Genomic DNA, 20,509 nt, shown 5'->3' on the forward strand with positions numbered 1-20,509 from the left:
CATGCCCGCTCCTAATAAAATCGAGGACCGGTGCCAGGACGAGAAAACGCTTTGGCAGTTGTTCACCGAGCAAGGTGGTGCTAGGCCCCTCGGCGAGTGCATGAACCTGCTCGAATCCGGGGTCGAACGCCTCAACTTCGACCATTACCCCAGCCTCTGGCAATGGCCGTCAGACGAGCTGGAGGGCTTCTGGGCAAGTACCGGGGAATGCTTCGACACCATTTCGCCTGATTCCTTCATTGCGCTGTTGACCAGGCAATTGCTCTTGCTCGGCAGCCGCAGTGGTTAGGCCGATTGGAGTGGACAAGGTGGAATACTGAATTGCACAGTTGCGATTAAAAATAATAGGAGGAGGGAAGATGTCTTCGAAAGTATTGGCTCGGGTCGATGGGGCCCCATTGTTGCGACTCGAGGAAATGATATGGGTCGGTGATATCCCCGCCCTGGGGGCGTTGCGCTATCCAGAGCGCGATGCGCTTGTCTTCCCTGATGGAAATTTCCGAACGACTTACAGTGGCCTTGAACAACAGACCAATGCTTTTGTTCGGCTTCTGCGTGAACGGGGTGTTCTGCCGGGCGACCGGATCGCCTACCTGGGCCGAAACAACGATCTTTTTTTCCCGGTACTCTTTGGTGCCATTCGTGCGGGCGTTGTTCTGGTCCCTATCAACTGGCGGCTTGCAGTACCTGAAATTGCCTATCAACTGGAAGATTCACGATCGCGTTTGTTGGTGTGCGATACAGGTATGGTCGAGGACGCGCGAGCTGCGGTCGCGGGCCTCCAGGTGCCTCCAGCGTTTCTGCTGGTCGATGACCAGAGTCCTGCCGGGCTGCGTAGCCTGCTATGCAGGCCAGCGTCCGTCCAACCCTGCCCACGGAATCCCGAACAAATTGTCGTGCAAATGTATACCAGTGGAACCACTGGCAATCCCAAGGGTGTACTGATCTCCCACCAGGCGTTCTCCATTGCGCGCCACGCAGATCTTGTTTCGGCAGACTGGGAAGACTGGGTAGAGGGTGGCGTCAGTCTCTCTCCAATGCCGAATTTCCATATTGGCGGCATGTGCTGGGTCTTGATGGGGCTGGTGCGCATGGCGACGGTAGTGATCACCTGTGATCCATCCCCATTGAACGTGCTGAATTTAATGCGTACCTATGCCGTGGAGCGTTGTTTTCTGGTGGCGACTGCCATGCGCGCGGTCGTAGATGAATTGATCAACAGCGGCGGCTCCGTTCCTCCGATCAAGGGGCTCTATTATGGCGCGATGGTCATGAGCGAGCGTTTGTTACGCGATACCATGGGGCTGTTCGGTTGTTCCTTCGGGCAGTTCTTCGGTATGACCGAACTGACTGGCACGGCGACCTTCCTGGGCCCGCGGGACCATGATCTGCTGCACCCACAGCGGTTGAAATCTTTGGGTCGTCCGTTAGCAGGCATGAGCCTGGAAATCCGGGGGACGGATCGCCAGGTATTAGGCAGGGGCGAGCACGGCGAGATCTGGATCAAGACACCTACGTTGATGTCCGGCTATTGGCAGATGCCTGGCAAGACGCAGGAGGCGGTAGTAGAGGGTTGGTACGCCACCGGTGATGGAGGCTATCTTGACGACGAGGGTTTCCTGCACCTGACCGACCGGATCAAGGACATGATTGTCAGCGGCGGGGAGAACGTCTATCCAGCAGAAGTCGAAGAGGCCTTTCGACAGCATCCTGCTGTGCTGGATGCCGCGGTCGTTGGCTTGCCGGACGAGCGTTGGGGCGAGGCCGTCGTGGCAGTCATCGAGCTGCGACCGGACGTGCAGGTCGAAACCGATGAGTTGTCCACCTTTATTCGAGCCAGGATTGCCGGCTACAAATGCCCTAAAACGATTCGATTTGGGTCGTTGCCACGTACGGCTTCCGGTAAGGTGCAGCGCAACAAGCTTCGGGAGCGGATTGTGAGTGAGAATCCCTGGGATTGACCGTCTCTGTATCGCAGCAACTTGCTTCATGCTGTCGATAGACCGGTAACGGGCATCGACAGCACATCAGGCGGGATGCTTTCATAGTTGCGCAGGACGGCATTCATCGCGCATGACGCCAGTTCATGCGCGGTCGGTCGTTTCAAAGCCTTGCAGCGATTTGGCGCCAGGCGTGAGTGAGTTCCTCGCGAAACACTGGTGCGGACACCGAAATAATCGCTTCGGCCCTCTCATGTACGCTTTTCCCGCACAAGTTAGCCATGCCATATTCCGTGACCACATGATCGATATCCGTTCTGGGTAACGTGGTGATTGCCATGTTACTCAAGCTGGGCACGATACGTGAGCCTTTGCCGGCGTTGTAGGTGGCGTTCAATGCGACGATGCTACTTCCGCCACGTGACATGCGGGCTGCACGGGCAAAGTCCGGTGCGCCACCGGCACCGCTGATGGCCCTCCCGTTGGCGTGCTCCAGATTGCATTGCCCGAACAAGTCGACTTCAAGCGCTGAGTTGACCGCCACAAAACGATCCAGGTCCAGCAACGTGTGCGGATTGTGGGTCACTTCGCAGCCGGCAATGCGCAGTTGTTTAAACTCGGCGGCCCACTGATAGAGCCTTTGGCTTCCCACCAAAACGCAAGTGGTGTGCTGAAAGTCCGGATCCAACGCGCCGGCCTCCTGCAAGTCGATAAGGCCGTCCGAAAGCATGCCGGAATGAAAGCGTAAATTGCGTCGGTCACACAACAGCCGGGAGAGTGCCATGGGGACCTTGCCCAAGCCGACTTGCAATACGCTGCCGTCACGTACCAGCGGGGCAATATGAGTAGCGATAGCGTGGGTCGCCTGATCGCATTCGGTGATGTATTGCGGTAGCGCCGAATCCACATCGCACACATAGTCGAAGGCGTGATAAGGCAAGGTGGGCGCGCCCGGTATGTATGGCGTTTGCGCGTTGATTAGCGCCAGTACCTTACGACTTTTCCTAAGTACCACCGGCAGGAATTCCACTGCAGGGCCAAGCGAGCAATTGCCTTGTGCGTCAGGTGGAGATACCTGAACGACACAAAGATCAATCAATAATTTATCCAGAACATGACGAACGAACCCTGCATAGCTGACCGGAAGTGCGCGATAACGCCCCTGACGTTGTGCCTCGCACAGGGCAGGCTGCATGAACAGGCCGGTTATGCGGGTGCCGGGGGCGAATCTATCAATATCCAGGTGGTTGATCCCGGGTACGTAGCTGGTCAATATCTCCAGGTTACGGCTGTATTCCCGGTCGCGAAGCAAGCAGGAAACGAATTCGGTTGGGGCGCCACTTGATCCGGGAAGGAATATGGACTTGTTTCCATCAATGATGGATGCAAGCATGCGAATATCAGCCAGTTTCACCATATAGGCGAGTCTCGTTGCTGTCATTGCTATAAGAGGGGGGCGCTGGCTTTCCGCTGTCGGCGGTGGGCCAGCGCTCTGCGACAAGCGTGATCTCAGCTGTGCAGGCCGAGGATCGAGATGGCTGCGATACCCAGGTAAGGAACGCCGCCAAGATTGTGGGTCAGCCCCATGCTTGGACTCTTGAGCTGGCGATCGCCTGCTCGTTCAAGCAATTGGTTATAAACCTCGTACGCCATACGCAGACCTGACGCCGCGATCGGATGACCGAAACATTTCAGCCCGCCATCAATCTGGCAGGGGAGGCCGCCATTACTGTCGTAGAAGCCGTTCAGAACATCGTTGACAGCGCGACCTTCAGGCGAGATGAAAAGATCTTCCATCGTCACCAATTCCGTGATGGAGAAGCAGTCATGCACCTCCAGCAAATCGAGTTGCTCTCGCGGGTTGCTGATGCCCGCTTCTGCATAGGCGCGTTGGGCGGCGGCGCGGGTGGTGCGCACGGTGCTACCGTCCCAGCGATTGGTGGAGGTTTCCATTCCCGAACCGATCGCCAACTGGATGGCCTTGATGGTGACCATGTCCTTCTTGCCAAGTGCCCGGGCGATTTCCGGCGTGGTGACAATGGCCGCAGCCGCACCGTCGCTGACGCCACAGCAATCGAAAAGGCCCAATGGGTCGGCAATCATCGGGGCATTGAGAATCTGCTCCATGCTGATTCGTTTTCGAATATGCGCCTTGGGACTGAGCATGCCGTTCTCGTGGCTTTTCCAGGAGATATGTGCCAGTGCTCGTTTGAGGTCTTCTTTCGATGTTCCGTGCTTGGAGCGGTAGCCGGCTGCCAGTTGCGCAAATCCGGCCGGAGCTGAACCCAGTGGCAGCCAGAGGTCGTTGAAGGTCCCTTTGTAGGCCGGAGGCAGCCCGCCATAGCCAGCGTCCTTGAGTTTTTCGGCGCCAATTGCCAGGGCAAAGTCTGCTGCGCCGGAGGCCACCGCATAGATGGCGCCGCGCAATGCTTCGGTGCCTGTGGCACACATGTTTTCGACCCGCGTGACCGGGATGCCGTCGAGACGTAACGCAGTGGACGCGGGAATGGCGGAGTTGCCGACGTTGATGGCGTCGAGGCAGGAGCCGTACCATGCTGCGTCGATCTGATGGCGTTCGATACCGGCATCCTGCAATGCTTCTTCGAAGGCTTCGGCCAGCAGCTCTGGTGTCCCTGTGTCCCAGCGCTCGCCAAACTGCGAGCAACCCATGCCGATAATGGCGACCTTGTCTTTAATACCTGTAGCCATGTTCAAGCCTCCAGTGGCGTGGCTTTCCAGAAATAACGCGGGTAGCCGCGAGTCTTGTCCACATCCTTGATGCGGAATACCACTTTGAGCGGTGTTCCGACTTCAAGACCGCCTTCACCCACATCGACGGTCTCCATCAACATGCGGGCGCCATTGTCGAATTGGACAAAGCCGACATAGAGGGGAGGTGAGGGGTGATAGGACAGCCAGTCCGCGGTATAGGTGAGTACTTTGAGCGGATCGTCGACCAGCGAATGCGGTTCAAAACTTGAGCTCGGCGCCTTACATTCCGGGTTGGCACAGTAGGGCAGTTGAGGAAACTGCATGGTACCGCAGCAGCTACATTTGCCTGCCTGAAAGGTCGCCAGCTGATTACTGGAGCGATACTGTTCAGTAAAAGCGGTTTTGATCGCCTTTTCAGCTCGCATGCCCCATTCCAGCTCGATGCTGTCGTAATAGGAAAGCAGGCGTAGATAGCTGTCGTGCACTTGGCTATCGGCCAATGCGCCGCTGACACCACGACGGGGCGCGAAATGATTCAGCGCCTCGGTGGTTCGAAACAGCAGTGCATCGACACCCTGGCCGAAGCCAACCAGCAGAATGTTCTGGCCCGGGCCGGCTTTTTCCAATACCAGTGCAAGCATCAGCAAGCCATGAGCGGCGCCGCTGTATCCGCATTGTGCGTCGAGATTGTCAGCATCGCTTTCTGCCGGTATTCCCAGTTTCTTCGCCACGGTCGCCGCGACACCCTTGAGGGGGGACGGCAGGATGAAGTGGTCAATCTGGCCGGCACTTACGCCGGCTTCGGCGAGTACACCTCTGATTACTTCCGGTACCAGCTTGAGGTAGCCTTCGTCGCGTACCCAGCGCTCTTCCCAGGCGTAATCGTAGGCGTTACCCGCTGCGCGGAAGTGATCGACGAACAGAGTGCTTTGACTGGCAGAACCGATCAGCTCGGCGATGATGTTTTCGCTGCCGAGAGTGAAGGCGGCAGCGCCGGCACCGTAGCTGATTTCCTGTGTGCTGGCTGGCTTGCCGCGTGGCTTGTCAGTAGCAATGAACAAGCCATCGCCATTGCGCGCTTGCAGTGCAGCGAGCAAGCCGGAAGTCCCAGCGCGTTGCGAGCCGGTGATATCGAGGGTTCGTACATTTTTCGGCAGGCCAAGAGCATCGGCAACCAAGGTTGCATTCTGTAGGTCGGCAAAGGGCAGCGTTGTTGAGGCGAGACTCAGTGAGGTTAGCCCCGCTTGATGCTGCTTGTTGATGGGGAGCGAGTCACGGGCAGCCTCTACAGCCATGGTCAGGCTATCCTCGTCCCAGCTGCAAAAAGCCCGTTTGCCGTTCGCCAGGCTGCGCAATCCAGGGGCCATCCATTTATGAGCAGCTGCTATCGCCGCGCGCTGCATTCTCAGGCGTGGAATGTAGCCGCCAAATCCAGTGATGCCATAGGTACTAGCCATCTGCGCAATTCACCTCGTTATCAATCTCAGGGAGTGTGGGACATATATCCTTGGCAAATAATATGCACGCATATGGTATGCTGTCAAAGCAAAGTCATCTCGCACCGAGGGCGTCATGCAAAACATCTCTATAAAAATAAGATTGATCTTTCTGGTTTTGGTGTCATTGGTCGGACTGTCCCTGGTGGCGACCGTGGGCTTGTGGGGGGCTGCACGCCTTGGCGACTCCATTGATGATATCGAGCAAAGAAGCATGCCCGCAGTTACGTTAATGATGGGCCTGCGCATGGCACAGCTCAAATCGGTGCTGATTTCCAGGGAGGGGAGTTCCTGGAGCTCGGCTGCGTATGACGCAATGGCGAACAAGACGGATGCTGTCGCGGAGGTTAATGGCCTGTTTGCCTCGATCCTGGAGCGTCGTGATGTAGCGGATCGCTTGGCGGACAGGGCTTATGCGGACTATGACGCTCTGCCGAAGTCGCAGGTCGAACGTGCGCAATGGCAGAAGGTCCAGGCTCAGTTGACGTCGTTTCAAGAGATTTATGGCGAATTACGGCTTGTCATGACTGATCTTAGTACGGCCCATGACTGGAACGCGGTGCAGTCGGGAATCGCTCGCTATAAGGCGCTCGAGTACCCGCTGGGCGACTTCCTTGAACGGCTTGAAGTCGAAATCCAGGCGCAGCTTCAGATATTGCACGAGCACACGGATCAAGTGGCATTGGAAGCAGGGGCGGCGCAGTCCATGGCGCTTACCTTTATCACCGTGACGTCCTTGTTAGTGGGCGTGTTTATTGCGGTATTCACTTTCTTCATCATTCAAGGCATCACCGGTTCCTTGAGCCGATTACGCAACGTGATCACTACGCTCGCGCAAACGAACGATTTCAGGGTACGGGTGGGGGTGAAGGGGCGTGATGAACTGGCCCAGACTGCAACGGCATTCAACGGATTGCTGGAGGGGGTACATGGATCGTTACGTGCGGTTCTGGAGTGCGCAGCGCAAGTTTCCGCGGCTGCCCGGGAAACCTCCGATGCCGCCGATCAGGTCGCGACTGCCTCGACTCGCCAGAGTGAATCCGCGTCGGCAATGGCAACGGCCATCGAGCAGGTCAACGCCAGTATCGGCGGAGTATCGACCAGCGCTAAGGATGTGCTTGAGCGTTCGCGCCAGGCCGGTGATGCAGCAGGGCTAGGTGCAGACATCATTGTTTGCTCGGCGGGCGGGATGAATCAAATCGACCAGGTCGTAGTGTTGGCCTCTGAAGCCATTAGCCGTGTCCATGATCAGTCCGGGCAGATAACGACGATTACCCATGTCATTCGTGATGTTGCTGAACAGACCAATCTGTTGGCGCTCAATGCGGCTATCGAGGCTGCGCGAGCAGGGGAACAGGGGCGTGGTTTCGCTGTGGTTGCCGATGAAGTCCGACAATTGGCGGAGCGTACAGCCCGGTCGACTTTGGAGATTCGTCAGATGATCGGTTCCATGCAGGCCTCTGTGGCTGATGCTGCTTCCAGGATGGAGTTGATTGTGGGGAAGGTTCAGGACGGCAAGCGGCTGTCATCCGAGGCATCCGAGCATATTTTGCGAGTACAGAAGCATTCGAAGCAGGTTACGCAGGCCATTACCGTCATTTCTTCTGCTTTGCATGAGCAGAGTCTCGCTTCGGCGGGAATCGCCCGGGAGGTGGAGATAGTCGCACAGATGAGCGTGGAAAATAACGATGTGGCGGCAGAGACGAGCAGGATTTCGCAGGATCTTCAGGCGTCGTCTGTGGCTTTGCATGAGGCTGTAATTCGTTTCAAGGTTTGAGTAATCGCTGTGCCAACAGTCCCTACCTGAGAAGGACAATACCGTGCCAAAGACCGATGTCAGCCTACCGCCATTGAGCTATACGTTGTTTCGGGCTCTCTTAAGTGTGGCGTTGATCGCCAATGTTGCTGTCTGGATGCAGAATGTCGCCGCTGCCTGGCTCATGACATCGCTAAGCACCTCACCGTTAATGGTGGCTTTGATTCAGACAGCTATTAGTTTGCCTGCATTTTTCTTCGGTATCCCTGCTGGTGTCCTTGCTGATCGCGTTGATCGACGCAAGTTACTGTTGTCTATCTACGTCTGGATGATGCTCGCAAGCACTCTATTGGTCGTGGTTGTGGAACTCGATGTCGTAGGTCCGTGGAGTCTGCTGTGTCTGGTCTTTCTGTCAGGTATTGGCAGCGCACTGACACTGCCTGTCTTGCAGGCATCGATCTCTGATACGGTTCCAGGCGCTTCCTTGCTACCCGCCATAACGCTAAACAGCATCGCATACAACACTGCTCGGGCACTCGGTCCGGCGCTGGCCGGACTGATTATTGCCGGCGTTGGGGTTCATGCTGTGTTCGTTCTGAACCTTGTCCTATTGCTGATCGTGCTGCTCGTCTTGGTTTTTTGCTACACAACCGTGGCAAGGCCGCAACCGCCAAACGCTGCTATTTCTGCGGTCCGAGAGGGTCTTGTCTATGTGCGCAATGAGCGTTTGTTGCATGGCTATCTTTTGCGTGTCATCGCATTTACCGGTTGTGCCAGTTCACTTTGGGCAATGTTGCCATTGATCAGCAAGCTCGTTGTCGATGGGGAGGGTAGTTATGGCTACTTGCTGTCTAGCCTTGGTTTTGGCTCAGTAATCGGAGGTTTTTCATTGAGCTGGCTGAGGACACGATGCGCTGACCTCGATTCATTGCTGAGTCTCTCCACGATACTGTTTGCCGTCTCGATGCTCGTCGTTGCCTGGATACCTCCACTACCAGTCATGTACGTAATGCTGATTTTGGGCGGCATGGCTTGGATCAATTTCACTTCTCCAATCAATGCAGCCTTTCAAGGGGGGCTGCCTGCTTGGGTGATGGCTCGTGCAATCGCTGTTTTTTTGCTCTCTTTTCAGGTGGCTATGGCTGTAGGTGGGGTGATTTGGGGGCTGGTGGCGAGTGTTTTCGGTGTTACTCAAGCCTTGAGCGCGGCGGCAATAGGCATGATGCTGAGTCTGTTGCTGGCCCGGCGTTATCCGACACCAGGCGGTCAGTAGGAAAGCGTGTCATATCGCGCCGCTATGGCGACCACCGATACCTTTTTGTTCGCCGGTAGCTGCGACGCTGCCGTGGTGATTTTTCAACGGTCTGGAGTCTGGTCAGATTGTTAGGTATGCAAATGTGTTGACGGCATGGTTGTTATCTTTATCGTATGCATGAATAATATATGTAAGCATTCATGGTTCATGACGCTTGCCTTTAACGAACACTGATCTGCGGGGTCATAATGAAGGTTCTTGTAGCTGTCAAACGCGTTGTGGATTACAACGTGAAAGTTCGCGTCAAGGCGGACAGTTCCGGCGTCGATCTTGCCAATGTCAAGATGTCGATGAACCCGTTCTGCGAGATCGCCGTGGAAGAAGCAGTACGCCTGAAAGAGAAAGGCGTGGCGACTGAAATCGTCGTCGTCTCCGTCGGCTCGCCCACCGCTCAAGAGCAACTGCGCACCGCCCTGGCTCTGGGTGCCGATCGCGCGATCCTCGTCGAGTCTGCTGAAGACCTGACTTCCCTGGCCGTTGCCAAACTGTTGAAAGCTGTTGTCGACAAGGAACAGCCTCAGTTGGTGATCCTTGGCAAACAAGCCATCGACAGTGACAACAACCAGACCGGCCAGATGCTGGCTGCATTGAGCGGCTACGGCCAGGGCACGTTCGCTTCGAAAGTCGAAGTGTCCGGCGACAGCGTTGCCGTGACCCGCGAAATCGACGGCGGCGCGCAGACCGTTTCCCTGAAATTGCCGGCCATCGTCACCACCGACCTGCGTTTGAACGAGCCGCGCTACGCGTCCCTGCCAAACATCATGAAAGCCAAGAAGAAGCCGCTTGAAGTGCTGACGCCTGACGCTTTGGGCGTTTCCACCGTCTCCACCAACAAGACCCTGAAAGTCGAAGCGCCGGCTGCACGCAGCGCGGGCATCAAGGTCAAGTCGGTGGCTGAACTGGTCGAGAAACTAAAAAACGAAGCGAAGGTAATCTAAATGACGATCTTGGTTATTGCTGAACACGACAACAAAGTGCTGGCCCTGGCCACGCTGAATACCGTTGCTGCCGCTGCCCAAATCGGTGGCGACATCCACGTGCTGGTTGCAGGTCAGGGCGTTGGTGCCGTTGCCGAAGCCGCCGCGAAAATCGCTGGCGTGGCTAAAGTGCTAGTGGCCGACAACGTCGCCTACGGGCATCAACTTCCAGAGAATATTGCCCCGTTAGTGGTCTGCTTGGTGATTGAACAACACTCGATTTACAACCATGTCCTGGCTTCGGCCACTTCCAACGGCAAAAACATCCTGCCGCGCGTTGCCGCTGTCCTGGACGTTGACCAGATCTCCGAGATCATCTCAGTAGAAAACGCCGATACCTTCAGGCGTCCGATCTATGCCGGTAACGCCATCGCTACCGTTCAATCGAACGCTTCGGTCAAAGTGATTACCGTGCGTGCCACCGGTTTCGACCCGGTGGCATCAGAAGGTGGCTCGGCAATCATAGAGGCGGTCACCACCGTATATGATTCTGAAAGATCCTCCTTCTCTGATGAAAAACTGGCCAAATCCGATCGCCCGGAACTGACCGCCGCCAAGATCATCGTTTCCGGCGGGCGCGGTATGCAGAACGGCGACAACTTCAAACACCTGTATGCATTGGCCGACCAGCTGGGTGCGGGTGTCGGTGCGTCCCGCGCTGCGGTCGACGCAGGGTTCGTTCCTAACGACATGCAGGTCGGTCAGACCGGCAAGATCGTTGCGCCTCAGCTGTACATCGCCGTCGGTATCTCCGGCGCGATTCAGCACCTGGCCGGCATGAAAGATTCCAAGGTGATCGTTGCGATCAACAAGGATGAAGAAGCGCCGATTTTCCAGGTTGCCGATTACGGGCTGGTAGCGGATCTGTTCGAAGCCGTTCCTGAAATGACCACCGCGTTGGTCTAGCAGCTTCTCAAGATTGGATAAGACATATGAACAATGAAGTGAATATGCCAGTGGACCCTTTTTTTGCCGAAGGGGTTGCCATCGTGGCTGGCGGGAGCGGGGGCATAGGAGCGCACATTTGCCTGGCGCTGGCGCGCGCCGGCAGCAATGTATTGGTGACCTATCGTTCCAATGCGGATGAGGCGCAGAGAGTTATGAAAGGGGTTCGTGAGTTGGGCCGCGAGGCTGAGATCGTCCAGCTTGACTTGTGCGACTGTCAGGCGGTGGCCGCAATGGCGACTAGGGCGCACGAACGTTTCGGGCGCGTTCACTCAGTGGTGTATGCCGCAGGGCCTGGTTTACATATGCAATTCATTAGCCAATTGGATCCTGCTGAATGGGCTTCGGTAATCGCTACTGATGTGGGTGGCAGCTTCAACCTTGTGCACGCAACCCTGCCGGTAATGAAGAAGGCGGGGGGCGGCGCGTATGTCGCAGTGATCACGGCAGCGGTCGAGAGAGTACCGATTCGCGATATTTGCTCGGCGGCACCGAAGGCTGCCATCGAGATGTTGATGCGCGGCGTGGCAAAGGAAGAAGGGCGGTTCGGCGTTAGAGCCAACTGCGTAGGCCCGGGCTGGATCGATGCAGGGCTCGGTCGAGAAGTAATGCGCACGGAATTGACAGAAGAGCATATCGAGCAGATCCGCCGTTCGATTCCATTGCGGCGCATTGGCCAGCCAGAAGATATCGCTGAGGCCGTTGTTTTTCTGTTGTCCTCCAAGGCTTCGTTCATCTCGGGTCAGTCCTTGGCCGTTGACGGAGGAATGCAGCTATAGACTCGGTTGTAGGCTCACGGAAATCAAAAGATATGAGTGACAATGAGTCGTCGAAAGGCCATGTCGATGAAGTAGAACATGTGCCTGAGACCGGCCACAGATCGAAAATGACGGAAGACAACAACTGGGATCAACGCGTTGGTTTCCTGATGCATGACGTTTCCCGATTGCGTAGGATGGTATTCGATAGTTTCGTGAAGCCGTTGGGCGTCACCCGGTCTCGTTGGTGGGTGCTGGCCTGTTTATCGCGTCAAGATGGGATGAATCAGAGTGACTTAGCCAGCGTACTTGAACTGGGAAAGGCCGCCCTCGGGGGACTGCTTGATCGGCTTGAGTCATCGGGTTTGATTGAGCGGCGAGCCGATGGCAATGATCGTCGAGCCAAGCGAATTTATCTCACCCATCGAGGGCATCAGACGGTCAAGGAAATGCATCATCTCAGTCACCAAATGAGTGAACGGGTCCTCGAGGGGTTGAGTCACGATCAACGGCTGCTGTTGGCGAGGATGTTCGCGTTGCTCAAGAGCAATTTGCTGAGCATCAAACAAGAGCGTGGGATGGACAGCATCTGATGCGGCGATTGGACCTTGGTCATTCACGGTTGATGCACGCTCTCGTAAGTGGGCCGCCACTTGGAAAGCTTCATGTTCATGGTTGAAGCGTTTTCTGAGTGAGATGAAGCGAGCGTGTCCAGTACTTTTGCATCCCGCCCCTAGCGGTGTTCGGGCGCCAGGGGAACTAAGAGCCCTGTTCAAAGGTTACTCGGCTTTCTCTGTTTTGTTCCGGCGCTTCTGGGCTTGTTGATCCAGAAAGGTATGAACTAGAGCTTTGTGTTCTGCTCCTGTGAACAGGATGCTATTGCTGATTCTTTCCACATTGCGCCCCTGCGCACGCCCCAGGTCCGCAGTCAACTCGATGGACAGTTTGGCGAGCCCCATGAGTTCGTATGGCTGCTTCGCCAGCTTCTGGCAGAAAGCCCAAGTACGCGCCTGAAATTCATCATCCGGGTATACTGTATGCACGATGCCGATGTTCAGTGCCTGCTGGGCATCGATCTGTTCGCCGGCCATCACCAGCCAACGCGCCCAGTGGGGGCCGGCAATACGAGTCAGTCGGCTGATTCCCCCTGAGCCTGGAAGCGCCCCGATATTGATCTCGGGAAGTGCATAACTCGCACTTTGTGCGGCAAGTCGAAAATCGCAGGAGAGCGACATCTCCAGGCCTCCACCCAGGCAAGGGCCTTGGTGAGCGACCACTATCGGCTTTTCGATGGCCTCGAGTTCGTCAAACATGCGATGGAATTTGTTTCTGTACCACAGTCTTCCGTCCAAGGTGCTGCTGCCCGTTTCAGGTGTGATCTCAGGAGAGATATCGACCCCGGCGCTGAAGTATTTACCGTTGGCACGAATCAGCATCACACGCAGTGTCTGCTCACTGGCGAAACGGTCAATGGCTTCGCCGAGCTTGACAATCATTTCGTCGGTCAATGCGTTATATTTGGTGGGCCGATTGAGTACCAGCTCCAGAATTCCCTCACGTTCGTGCTCTTGAACAAGCTCTTCCACTGGACGTTCTCCTCTAGCTTCTATCGTGGGTGTGCGTTGCTTATGAGGGCGTTGCGCAAATCTTATGAGTCTGGGGCGACGGCGTCTACGCTTATCAATCGTAGGCTAGCATATGATGTGCAGCTTTAGATAGTTCCTGGCTTAGCGAACGCTTTTTGTAGGCAGAGCATGTAGTGCAGCCTGACCTGCACGCAATGCAATGTTCCAGCAACGATCCCGAGGCGTAAGCCATGCGTGAATTCGAAACTGTTGGTGCACTCGCTAACCCGCCACTCAAGCGCAGAGAATAGCCTCGGAATAACGCAGCCGAGCTTTTTGCCATCCGCGGCTTCGGTCAGGTCAGCATGCGTGAACTGGCGGCTCATATCGGAATCCACCAAGGGTCGCTCCCATCGTTGTTTGAGACTCACCACTCAGCACGACCGATCGTTTGAAAGTGGTTGCAGAGGTCATCCGTGGATCAGTCGCAGCGCAATCAAGTCGGTCCACCTCTGCGCGACCGAGCGGAGCAGTATGCGTACGGGCATCACGCCTATGTAGTTGTAGTTTTGGGCTGCGGTACCCTTAGACGTTGTGGTCTTGGATGGATAGGCATTGGGGGATCAGTTCACCGAAGTTCCCGGTCTGCCATTCGTTAAGGAAGACGATCAGTAGATGCAGTTGCGCGCGGGCCAGAAAGTCATTCTTGAGCCTGGGGTCGTGGCGGCTGAGAATGGTTTCAATCTCGGGTATTTGTGCTTCGATCAAGGCTGGGGCATCCAGCATCCAGGCGATGCCGAGGGTCGCGATGGCCAACTTCAGGTGCAACGCCAGAGTGTCCACATCTAGGGTGGGGCCGCCATTGCGCTGATACTCCTCAACGAATAGATGCAATAACTCTTGCTTGTGGGCGTTCAGAAACTCAGTTTCGGCGGCGCAGATCATGCCAAACAATGCTTGAGCAATATTCATCTGCCCGACACTGCCCCAGTCCAGCAGGCCGGCCTGCAGGGTGCCCTGGTCGCTCTTCCAGAACCATGCATTATCGACATTGGCGTTCCAGTGACACAAGGCGACATAGTCGCTACTTGAGTGGAGGAACGCCCTGATCGCGTCCTCGTGTTCTAGAAATAGCGGTACCTGCTGCGAGAAACGCATCAGGAATGCTTTGCATCGGAGCGTGTCAGGAAACAACTGTGGTACGCGATCGATGAAACTGCGTAGGTAGTCTAGTTTCGCTTCGAGCTCGGAGGGCGTGTAAGGAATCCGATTCATGGCACTGGCAGATTGAATGTCGAGGGTGTAGTTCAGATCGACATCTACGTCCAGCCTACCTGCCTTGTGGGCACTCGATATCTTGGCCAGCGCTTGAGTCAGTGCCTTGTAGTGGGCCAGAGGGTCGGGCAGTTCGTAGTCTTGGCATTTTTCGTATCCAGGTTCGATACCGTCTTGACCAAATCGAATTTTTTCAGTCACAAGCAAGCCACTGCTGCTCGCAGCGTGGTAATCGGCGAAATAGCATTTAGGTACGGCTACGGGAAAGCCTGGTTTCCGGGACAACAGCGCGAAGCGGATCTCAGGTTCCATCAAGGGGCTGAAAAGCTCGCGGAGGGGATCGCCAAAATCGCGGGGGAATTTCAGAAAGAGTTCGGTGTGTAACTCATCGCTGGGGTTTTCGTATTGGACCGACAGCAGCAATTTACGGCCCATACCTCCCGCGAAGAATTCCTGCGGCGTGTTGATCGCCGTCACCCGATTATCTTCGCTCAACGCACCACATGCGCGGAACGCCAAAGTCAGAAATTCAGGTCCTTGTTCGATAAGGCTCTCTATGCTAGTCGGGAACGGTAGCCCAAGCAGGTCGCCTGTCACCTGTATCGGGTAACTTATGGTGTCCATGTTTCAGGTCTCCTATCATGTAATTCGACTGGCTGTAAGTTTCCCGCGAAGAGGGCCAACCTTATTTCGCTTAGGAGGAGGTCGATCTACCGCTTCTCCAAACCGGTGGACGCTTTTCGCTGAACGCACGCCGCCCTTCGATGGCGTCCTCGCTATCGAGCATGGCGCGTGAACTGGAGTAGCTATCGGGGTTGATCGCCGTAGTAAAATCGGGTTGATCCTGACTGGCGTAAGCAACTTGCTTGCTACAACGGATCGCCAGGGGCGCGCACTCAGCAATCTGTCGGGCCCAGTTCAACGACGCTTCGCTCAACTGCTCGGCTGGAACTACCTGGTTGACGAAGCCAAGCTCCAGTCCTTCCTGGGCTGAGACTAGGCGACCTGTCAGGATGATCCCCATGGCTCGCTTTATCCCGATGGTCCTGGGTAGTCGCTGTACGCCGCCGCCCAGCGCCGCCCAACCCACCTTGGGTTCGGGCAATGCAAAATAGGCGGCTTCACTGGCAATTATCAGGTCACAGGCCAACGCCAGTTCGAATCCACCACCCATGGCTGCACCGTTGACGGCGGCGATCAATGGCAAAGGGTAGTCGTCGCGCCAGGTCAGCCCTGCAAAACCGGTAGACGGCAGATCGAGCACATTGTCGGTCAGGTTGTCTTTGAGGTCTTGGCCGGCACAAAAAGCCCGGCCGTTGCCTTTGACAATGACGACGCGGACATCTGTCTGGTCGCAAAGCCGGTCGAACAGCTCCGATAGCTCGTAATGCGCTTTCGGTGGTAGGGCGTTCATTTTTTCTGGTCGATTGAGCGTCACCGTCGCGATTGCGCCTTCTACCGAAAGCGAGACATACCCACTTTTCATGGAGGCGTTCCTGCTGCCTGAAACTTTCCGCCTTTGAGGTAACGGTCCAGTTCTGCGTGAAACACCTGAATCCTCAGTTCTTGCTCCCCGAGGCGCATACCCTCGGCAAAACCTTTGGATTGCAGACCTTGCTGGACAGCCTGAATATTGCTGATGTCCTGTTCAAGTATTTCGCCCAGTCGCGGGACCTCCGTCGAAGAGTGAATACGCTCGGGACGCGTTGCCCCCGTGATGTCATCGCCTTCTTCGACGCCCATATAAAAGGGGGCCGCAGCCCCTTCCTTGAGCTTGGGCATGATGACCAGTACGTGGTATTGGAATTGTCCCGGGTCTGTTGGATGCGGAAGGAAACGCATGATCAGGATTCCTTCCGGGTGGCTGTTGAACGTCATGTTCGGGAACACGAAGTAATTCCAGTCATCGGTGATTTGCGAGTCAGTAAAGCGCGAGTAATTCAGGCCGAAGTGGTTGTCTGGATTACGTTTGGCATCGCAGATGGCGTTCCGTACATCGGCAGCTGTTCCGCTGTAGCTGGTCGGATCAATTCCTGAATCCTTCAGCAGAAACTGCAACAGCGGATTAACGGTTGTCTGGTCTTTCAGGCGTACGCTCGGAATAGCTAGGGCGGTGGCATGCCGGGCATGACCGTTTTCGAAAACGTCGAATTGACCCAGGTAGTCCTCGGTCACCGGCATTGCCTGTGGGTGTGTTGCGTGCAAGTGGTAAGACTCTAGAAAGGCTTCGAGTCCGATCTTCCAATTGCAGTTCATGCTCAAGACCACGTCACGTACGACGTGCATGTCCTCCATCTGGTATGGTTCCATGAGCCGTGTGACATCGCCAAGAAAGTCAAGCAGGGTAGGGGCTTGCGGATTCATGCTGATAAAAACGAAACCCGCCCAGGTTTCACAGCGCACGCTGCTGAGGTTCACCTCTCCGCATAACGTCTGTTCGTCGAACATCTGCCGATCAGTGACCCGCACATTTTTGCCGGTCGAATCATAGGCCCAACTGTGGAACGGGCAGACGAACTTCAGTCCCTGCCCGCGATCGGCATCCACGAGCCGACGGCCGCGGTGTTGGCAGACGTTGTAAAGCGCACGAATCTGGTCGTCATGACCCCGCGTGATAATGAAAGACTCTTTCCCCAGGTCATAGCGGAACCAGCTTCCCAGCTTGGGAAGGTCAGAAACTCTGCCAGCGCAGGTCCAGGTTTGGGTCCATAGCCGTTGCCACTCCTGATCCACGACCTTCGGGTCGGTGTAGCCTTGCGTATCGAGACGACGATACTCGGCCAGTTCCGGATAAAGGCCATGCGGGTGGGGGTACTTTTCATCGGAACTGCCAGGACCTGCGCCGTTCCATACTTCCCAGGTCATGGGATCATAGGGGGTATTTGCGTCTCTGCTTTTCATCGGTCACCTGTTCTTGTAGGTATCAGTGTTCCGTGTACGGCGTCACGGTGTGAGCATGGGTTTTAGAAAACGATATGCAGCTGTTCCAGCGTGCGCACATGGTAAATCGCAGCAAATTCAGGGTTCGGCCATTGGTCAAGGCTCATCTGCGGCAAGGGCATGAGCAACAGCTGGAACGCGATGCGCAGCTCGGCACTAGCCAATTGATTGCTGATGCAGAAGTCGATGCTACGGCCGAACGCTAGATACTGGCGACCGTTCTTTCGATCCAAATCAAGGCAATCAACAAACGTTATTTTTACCGGCTAGTGCGTTGTTGTAGAGCCTTGGTATTCATCGATCAAAGAGCGGCTTACCGGCTCCTTCGTGGGTTTGGACGGCAGACGGCAATTCAGTTACATAAGGGAACCGTGTGAGATGGTTGCCGCCGTTGACCTGCAGGTTGAGCCCGGTGACATAGGCCGGACCGGACAGCCAGAGCACCGAATTGGCGAAATCCGCAGGATAGCCCAGACGGCCGAGCGGGATCTCTTTCTCGAACGCTTTGCGCACGTCTTCACTGGCAAACAATTCTCGAGACAGGTCGGAAACTATCGCGCCAGGCAAAATAGAATTTACCCGGATATTTTGTGGGCCATATTCCAGCGCGGCGTAGCGCACTAGGCAGTCGCTGGCCGATTTGGCGCAGGCATAGGCGAAATGAGGCGCCAAAGGATGAGTTGTGCTCATGGATGAAATCACCGTGATCGCCCCGTCGGTGCCCATCGCTTTGGCCATGTGTTTGATGAAGTACACATTGCCCAGGTAATTGACCTGTAAGGCGGATTGCAGTGCGCTATCGGTGCTATCGGCGATCATGCCCCTGACGGGCAGGCCTGCCGCATTGACGGCGATGTCCAGCCGTCCATAGGTGCGCAGGGCCGTTTCTGCGAGATTGCGTACCTGGTCTTCATTGCCGGCATCGCAGGCGACTGCAGTGCCCTTTATCTTGTCGGCCAGACGTTCCAAGGCATCGAAACTGCGAGCGCCCACGACCACGTTCGCGCCCTCTTGGGCAAAGGCTTCGGCGACTGCCCAGCCAGTGCCGCCTTCTGCAGAGGCGCCAAGGACGACAACCGTTTTTCCGGTGAAATAGCTCATAATAAATTTTTCTCTCATTATGGTATGCATGGATTATTTATGCATCAGTACTAATAGTTTGTCAAGCCGATGGGGTCGCCCTATAACGTCAGCCTTGTGAGTTCGGCAAACGTACAATCAGTCCTTCAAGTTCCGGCGTCATGATGACTTGACAGGTCAATCGGCTGTTTTCGTTTGGATTCATCACGACTTCGAGCAGTCCTTGCTCGTTCTCGGTGATAGCAGGCAAATGCCGAGCCCATGCCGGATCAAGATAGGCGTGGCAGGTAGCGCAGGTGCAGCTGCCGCCGCAATCTCCAAAAATGCCGGGAATCGAATTGTCGAGAGCGGCTTGCATCAGCGACTGCCCAACGGCTACCTCCAAAGTGTGATGGGTGCCGCCGACCTCTATGAAAATTACGCTAGGCATTAACTACTCCTGAGTTTGACTGACAATAGATTCAAATAAGGATTTGAGAGGAAATGCCACATCCGCCAGTTGTCCGGGTTCGGCCTTGATTCGTGCGGCAACCAAGCGCTTGGCTAGGAGGAAGTCCTGTGGACGATTGACCGCATCCACGGCAATTACGTGGGGGCCGTGCAGATAGAACACCGCAAAACTCTTATCAGCCAAAGAGCCGCGGATAACGGTTCGGTCGTGGCCTTCAGAAAGGCCGACCATTTGCAGTTTCAGCTCATATTGATCCGACCAGAACCAGGGAACAGGATTGTACGGTTTGACTTGACCAACAATGGTTGCTGCGGCGGTACGTGCCTGTTCCAAGGCGTTTTGTACTGATTCCAGGCGTAGTCGTTTGCCATAGAAGACATTGGGATGGCTGGTGCAGTCGCCGATCGCTAGGATGTCAGGATCTGAAGTGCGGGTGAGTTCGTCGGTGGTGATTGCACCATCGATATCCAGGCCGGCAGCGACCGCTAATTCCGTATTGGGAATCAGTCCAATACCGACCACCAACACATCGGCCGCAATCGGCCCCTTGTTTGTCAGTACCTGACGCACCCGATGGTCGCCCTCAAGCCCAAGCACCGTAGTGCTGGTATGCAGTTTGACGCCCCTGGCGGTGTGGGTATTTTCATAAAATCTCGATAGCTCGACGGCGGTGACCCTTGCCAGCACTCGCTCGGCGGCTTCCAGTACCGTCACATTCAACCCGTGTTGAATGGCAGCGGCGGCCGTTTCCAGGCCGATATAGCCGGCTCCAATGATGACTATCCTCGCGCCAGGCAGAAACGCCGCACGCAAGCCATCGATATCGTCGATGGTGCGTATGTAGTGCACATTCAGCCAGTCGCTACCAGCCAATTCCAATCGGCGCGGCCTGCCTCCGGTCGCTAGAATCAATTTGTCGTAACTGACTGATTCACCGTCGTCCAAGCGGACCCGTTTGAATTTGCGATCGAGTTCGACAACCTGCCGACCGGGATGGAAATCTATGCGCAGTTTCGCGTAAGCCTCTACCGGCTTGACGTACAGGTCTTCATGACGGCTTTTGCCCGCCAGATAGTCCTTGGACAACGGTGGGCGTCTGTAGGGTGGGTGAGATTCATTGCCAAGCAGTGTTATCGGGCCTTCATGACCGGCTTGGCGCAATGCAGCCGCGGCTTCGCTGCCGGCCTGACCAGCGCCGACGATGACCACGCGCAGCAGGAGGTGTTCAGAGGGGACATCCGTCATTATTGGTTCCTGGGTAGCTCGGAAGCTCTCTTTTTTATGAGGGTAAATAAAATA

At 55.8% G+C, this 20,509-nt stretch carries 19 protein-coding genes and 2 pseudogenes; 10 read left to right on the forward strand and 11 right to left on the reverse strand.

Annotated elements, in window-relative coordinates; translation table 11 throughout:
- Nucleotide 1: 1 nt before the first annotated feature.
- Together BLW22_RS08700 and BLW22_RS08705 are read left to right on the forward strand one after the other, a co-directional pair.
- Nucleotides 2–289: a hypothetical protein gene (locus tag BLW22_RS08700; RefSeq protein WP_074845586.1), complete on the forward strand. Its 288-nt coding sequence runs from the start codon at nucleotides 2–4 to the stop codon at nucleotides 287–289.
- 70 nt (nucleotides 290–359) lie between these two features.
- The gene (locus BLW22_RS08705; protein WP_074845589.1) at nucleotides 360–1,961 is read left to right on the forward strand and encodes an AMP-binding protein; all 1,602 of its coding nucleotides are present in this window, start codon (nucleotides 360–362) and stop codon (nucleotides 1,959–1,961) included.
- Nucleotides 1,962–2,103: 142 nt separating this feature from the next.
- On the opposite strand, the gene BLW22_RS08710 is transcribed toward BLW22_RS08705, so the two are convergent.
- From BLW22_RS08710 to BLW22_RS08720, 3 genes are all read right to left on the reverse strand, one after another.
- Nucleotides 2,104–3,357, reverse strand: coding sequence for an acetyl-CoA hydrolase/transferase family protein (locus tag BLW22_RS08710; protein WP_074845590.1), 1,254 nt, complete (start codon nucleotides 3,355–3,357; stop codon nucleotides 2,104–2,106).
- 92 nt (nucleotides 3,358–3,449) lie between these two features.
- Nucleotides 3,450–4,649, reverse strand: coding sequence for an acetyl-CoA acetyltransferase (locus BLW22_RS08715; protein WP_074845593.1), 1,200 nt, complete (start codon nucleotides 4,647–4,649; stop codon nucleotides 3,450–3,452).
- A gap of 2 nt (nucleotides 4,650–4,651) precedes the next feature.
- Nucleotides 4,652–6,109, reverse strand: a complete 1,458-nt coding sequence (locus BLW22_RS08720) for a 3-oxoacyl-[acyl-carrier-protein] synthase III C-terminal domain-containing protein (RefSeq protein ID WP_074845596.1) — start codon at nucleotides 6,107–6,109, stop codon at nucleotides 4,652–4,654.
- Between the two features lie 115 nt (nucleotides 6,110–6,224).
- On the opposite strand from BLW22_RS08720, the pseudogene BLW22_RS35900 reads away from it, so the two are divergent.
- From BLW22_RS35900 to BLW22_RS08750, 7 genes and pseudogenes are all read left to right on the forward strand, one after another.
- Nucleotides 6,225–7,064, forward strand: a pseudogene (locus BLW22_RS35900) (HAMP domain-containing protein); the annotation flags it as partial.
- Between the two features lie 135 nt (nucleotides 7,065–7,199).
- Nucleotides 7,200–7,925: a methyl-accepting chemotaxis protein gene (locus BLW22_RS35905; RefSeq protein ID WP_413038067.1), complete on the forward strand. Its 726-nt coding sequence runs from the start codon at nucleotides 7,200–7,202 to the stop codon at nucleotides 7,923–7,925.
- 43 nt (nucleotides 7,926–7,968) lie between these two features.
- Nucleotides 7,969–9,177 carry an MFS transporter gene (locus BLW22_RS08730; RefSeq protein WP_074845602.1) on the forward strand — a complete coding sequence of 403 codons (1,209 nt, stop codon included), beginning with the start codon at nucleotides 7,969–7,971 and terminating at the stop codon, nucleotides 9,175–9,177.
- 230 nt (nucleotides 9,178–9,407) lie between these two features.
- Nucleotides 9,408–10,157, forward strand: coding sequence for an electron transfer flavoprotein subunit beta/FixA family protein (locus BLW22_RS08735; RefSeq protein ID WP_074845605.1), 750 nt, complete (start codon nucleotides 9,408–9,410; stop codon nucleotides 10,155–10,157).
- A complete protein-coding gene (locus BLW22_RS08740) occupies nucleotides 10,158–11,102 on the forward strand; it encodes an electron transfer flavoprotein subunit alpha/FixB family protein (protein WP_074845609.1) in 945 nt (314 codons plus the stop codon).
- A gap of 26 nt (nucleotides 11,103–11,128) precedes the next feature.
- Nucleotides 11,129–11,920, forward strand: coding sequence for an SDR family NAD(P)-dependent oxidoreductase (locus BLW22_RS08745; protein ID WP_074845612.1), 792 nt, complete (start codon nucleotides 11,129–11,131; stop codon nucleotides 11,918–11,920).
- 32 nt (nucleotides 11,921–11,952) lie between these two features.
- Nucleotides 11,953–12,492 (forward strand): MarR family winged helix-turn-helix transcriptional regulator, encoded by a 540-nt coding sequence (locus tag BLW22_RS08750; protein ID WP_083381349.1) that lies wholly within the window; start codon nucleotides 11,953–11,955, stop codon nucleotides 12,490–12,492.
- Between the two features lie 186 nt (nucleotides 12,493–12,678).
- On the opposite strand, the gene BLW22_RS08755 is transcribed toward BLW22_RS08750, so the two are convergent.
- Entirely contained in the window at nucleotides 12,679–13,485 is an 807-nt protein-coding gene (locus BLW22_RS08755; protein ID WP_074845615.1) for an enoyl-CoA hydratase/isomerase family protein, read from the reverse strand.
- A 320-nt stretch (nucleotides 13,486–13,805) separates the two neighbouring features.
- Here BLW22_RS08755 and BLW22_RS35255 point away from each other — a divergent pair.
- Nucleotides 13,806–13,874, forward strand: a pseudogene (locus BLW22_RS35255) (TetR family transcriptional regulator); the annotation flags it as partial.
- A 175-nt stretch (nucleotides 13,875–14,049) separates the two neighbouring features.
- On the opposite strand, the gene BLW22_RS08765 reads toward BLW22_RS35255, so the two are convergent.
- The 7 genes from BLW22_RS08765 to BLW22_RS08795 form a co-directional block, all read right to left on the reverse strand.
- Entirely contained in the window at nucleotides 14,050–15,363 is a 1,314-nt protein-coding gene (locus BLW22_RS08765) for a hypothetical protein (RefSeq protein ID WP_074845618.1), read from the reverse strand.
- A gap of 70 nt (nucleotides 15,364–15,433) precedes the next feature.
- Nucleotides 15,434–16,225: an enoyl-CoA hydratase-related protein gene (locus BLW22_RS08770; RefSeq protein WP_074845621.1), complete on the reverse strand. Its 792-nt coding sequence runs from the start codon at nucleotides 16,223–16,225 to the stop codon at nucleotides 15,434–15,436.
- Complete coding sequence (locus tag BLW22_RS08775; protein ID WP_074845623.1) at nucleotides 16,222–17,640, reverse strand: aromatic ring-hydroxylating oxygenase subunit alpha; 1,419 nt, start codon at nucleotides 17,638–17,640, stop codon at nucleotides 16,222–16,224. The genes BLW22_RS08770 and BLW22_RS08775 overlap by 4 nt, the downstream gene beginning before the upstream one ends.
- Before the next feature lie 62 nt (nucleotides 17,641–17,702).
- The gene (locus BLW22_RS08780) at nucleotides 17,703–17,912 is read right to left on the reverse strand and encodes a hypothetical protein (RefSeq protein ID WP_074845627.1); all 210 of its coding nucleotides are present in this window, start codon (nucleotides 17,910–17,912) and stop codon (nucleotides 17,703–17,705) included.
- Nucleotides 17,913–17,973: 61 nt separating this feature from the next.
- Nucleotides 17,974–18,780, reverse strand: coding sequence for an SDR family NAD(P)-dependent oxidoreductase (locus BLW22_RS08785; RefSeq protein WP_074845629.1), 807 nt, complete (start codon nucleotides 18,778–18,780; stop codon nucleotides 17,974–17,976).
- A gap of 88 nt (nucleotides 18,781–18,868) precedes the next feature.
- Entirely contained in the window at nucleotides 18,869–19,189 is a 321-nt protein-coding gene (locus tag BLW22_RS08790; RefSeq protein WP_074845632.1) for a 2Fe-2S iron-sulfur cluster-binding protein, read from the reverse strand.
- A gap of 3 nt (nucleotides 19,190–19,192) precedes the next feature.
- Nucleotides 19,193–20,455 carry an NAD(P)/FAD-dependent oxidoreductase gene (locus tag BLW22_RS08795; RefSeq protein WP_074845634.1) on the reverse strand — a complete coding sequence of 421 codons (1,263 nt, stop codon included), beginning with the start codon at nucleotides 20,453–20,455 and terminating at the stop codon, nucleotides 19,193–19,195.
- Nucleotides 20,456–20,509: the final 54 nt, after the last annotated feature.

It is taken from the genome of Pseudomonas marginalis, from assembly GCF_900105325.1.
Taxonomy (GTDB): domain Bacteria; phylum Pseudomonadota; class Gammaproteobacteria; order Pseudomonadales; family Pseudomonadaceae; genus Aquipseudomonas; species Aquipseudomonas marginalis.

Bases quoted from the DNA above. Each gene is read 5' to 3' on its own strand.
- BLW22_RS08750 (WP_083381349.1), top strand. From the start codon at position 11,953: ATGAGTGACAATGAGTCGTCGAAAGGCCATGTCGATGAAGTAGAACAT.
- BLW22_RS08795 (WP_074845634.1), bottom strand. From the start codon at position 20,455: ATGACGGATGTCCCCTCTGAACACCTCCTGCTGCGCGTGGTCATCGTC.
- BLW22_RS08735 (WP_074845605.1), top strand. From the start codon at position 9,408: ATGAAGGTTCTTGTAGCTGTCAAACGCGTTGTGGATTACAACGTGAAA.
- BLW22_RS08700 (WP_074845586.1), top strand. From the start codon at position 2: ATGCCCGCTCCTAATAAAATCGAGGACCGGTGCCAGGACGAGAAAACG.
- BLW22_RS08790 (WP_074845632.1), bottom strand. From the start codon at position 19,189: ATGCCTAGCGTAATTTTCATAGAGGTCGGCGGCACCCATCACACTTTG.
- BLW22_RS08775 (WP_074845623.1), bottom strand. From the start codon at position 17,640: ATGAAAAGCAGAGACGCAAATACCCCCTATGATCCCATGACCTGGGAA.
- BLW22_RS08720 (WP_074845596.1), bottom strand. From the start codon at position 6,109: ATGGCTAGTACCTATGGCATCACTGGATTTGGCGGCTACATTCCACGC.
- BLW22_RS08765 (WP_074845618.1), bottom strand. From the start codon at position 15,363: ATGGACACCATAAGTTACCCGATACAGGTGACAGGCGACCTGCTTGGG.
- BLW22_RS08740 (WP_074845609.1), top strand. From the start codon at position 10,158: ATGACGATCTTGGTTATTGCTGAACACGACAACAAAGTGCTGGCCCTG.
- BLW22_RS08745 (WP_074845612.1), top strand. From the start codon at position 11,129: ATGAACAATGAAGTGAATATGCCAGTGGACCCTTTTTTTGCCGAAGGG.
- BLW22_RS08710 (WP_074845590.1), bottom strand. From the start codon at position 3,357: ATGGTGAAACTGGCTGATATTCGCATGCTTGCATCCATCATTGATGGA.
- BLW22_RS08705 (WP_074845589.1), top strand. From the start codon at position 360: ATGTCTTCGAAAGTATTGGCTCGGGTCGATGGGGCCCCATTGTTGCGA.
- BLW22_RS08770 (WP_074845621.1), bottom strand. From the start codon at position 16,225: ATGAAAAGTGGGTATGTCTCGCTTTCGGTAGAAGGCGCAATCGCGACG.
- BLW22_RS08785 (WP_074845629.1), bottom strand. From the start codon at position 18,780: ATGAGCTATTTCACCGGAAAAACGGTTGTCGTCCTTGGCGCCTCTGCA.
- BLW22_RS35905 (WP_413038067.1), top strand. From the start codon at position 7,200: ATGGCAACGGCCATCGAGCAGGTCAACGCCAGTATCGGCGGAGTATCG.
- BLW22_RS08715 (WP_074845593.1), bottom strand. From the start codon at position 4,649: ATGGCTACAGGTATTAAAGACAAGGTCGCCATTATCGGCATGGGTTGC.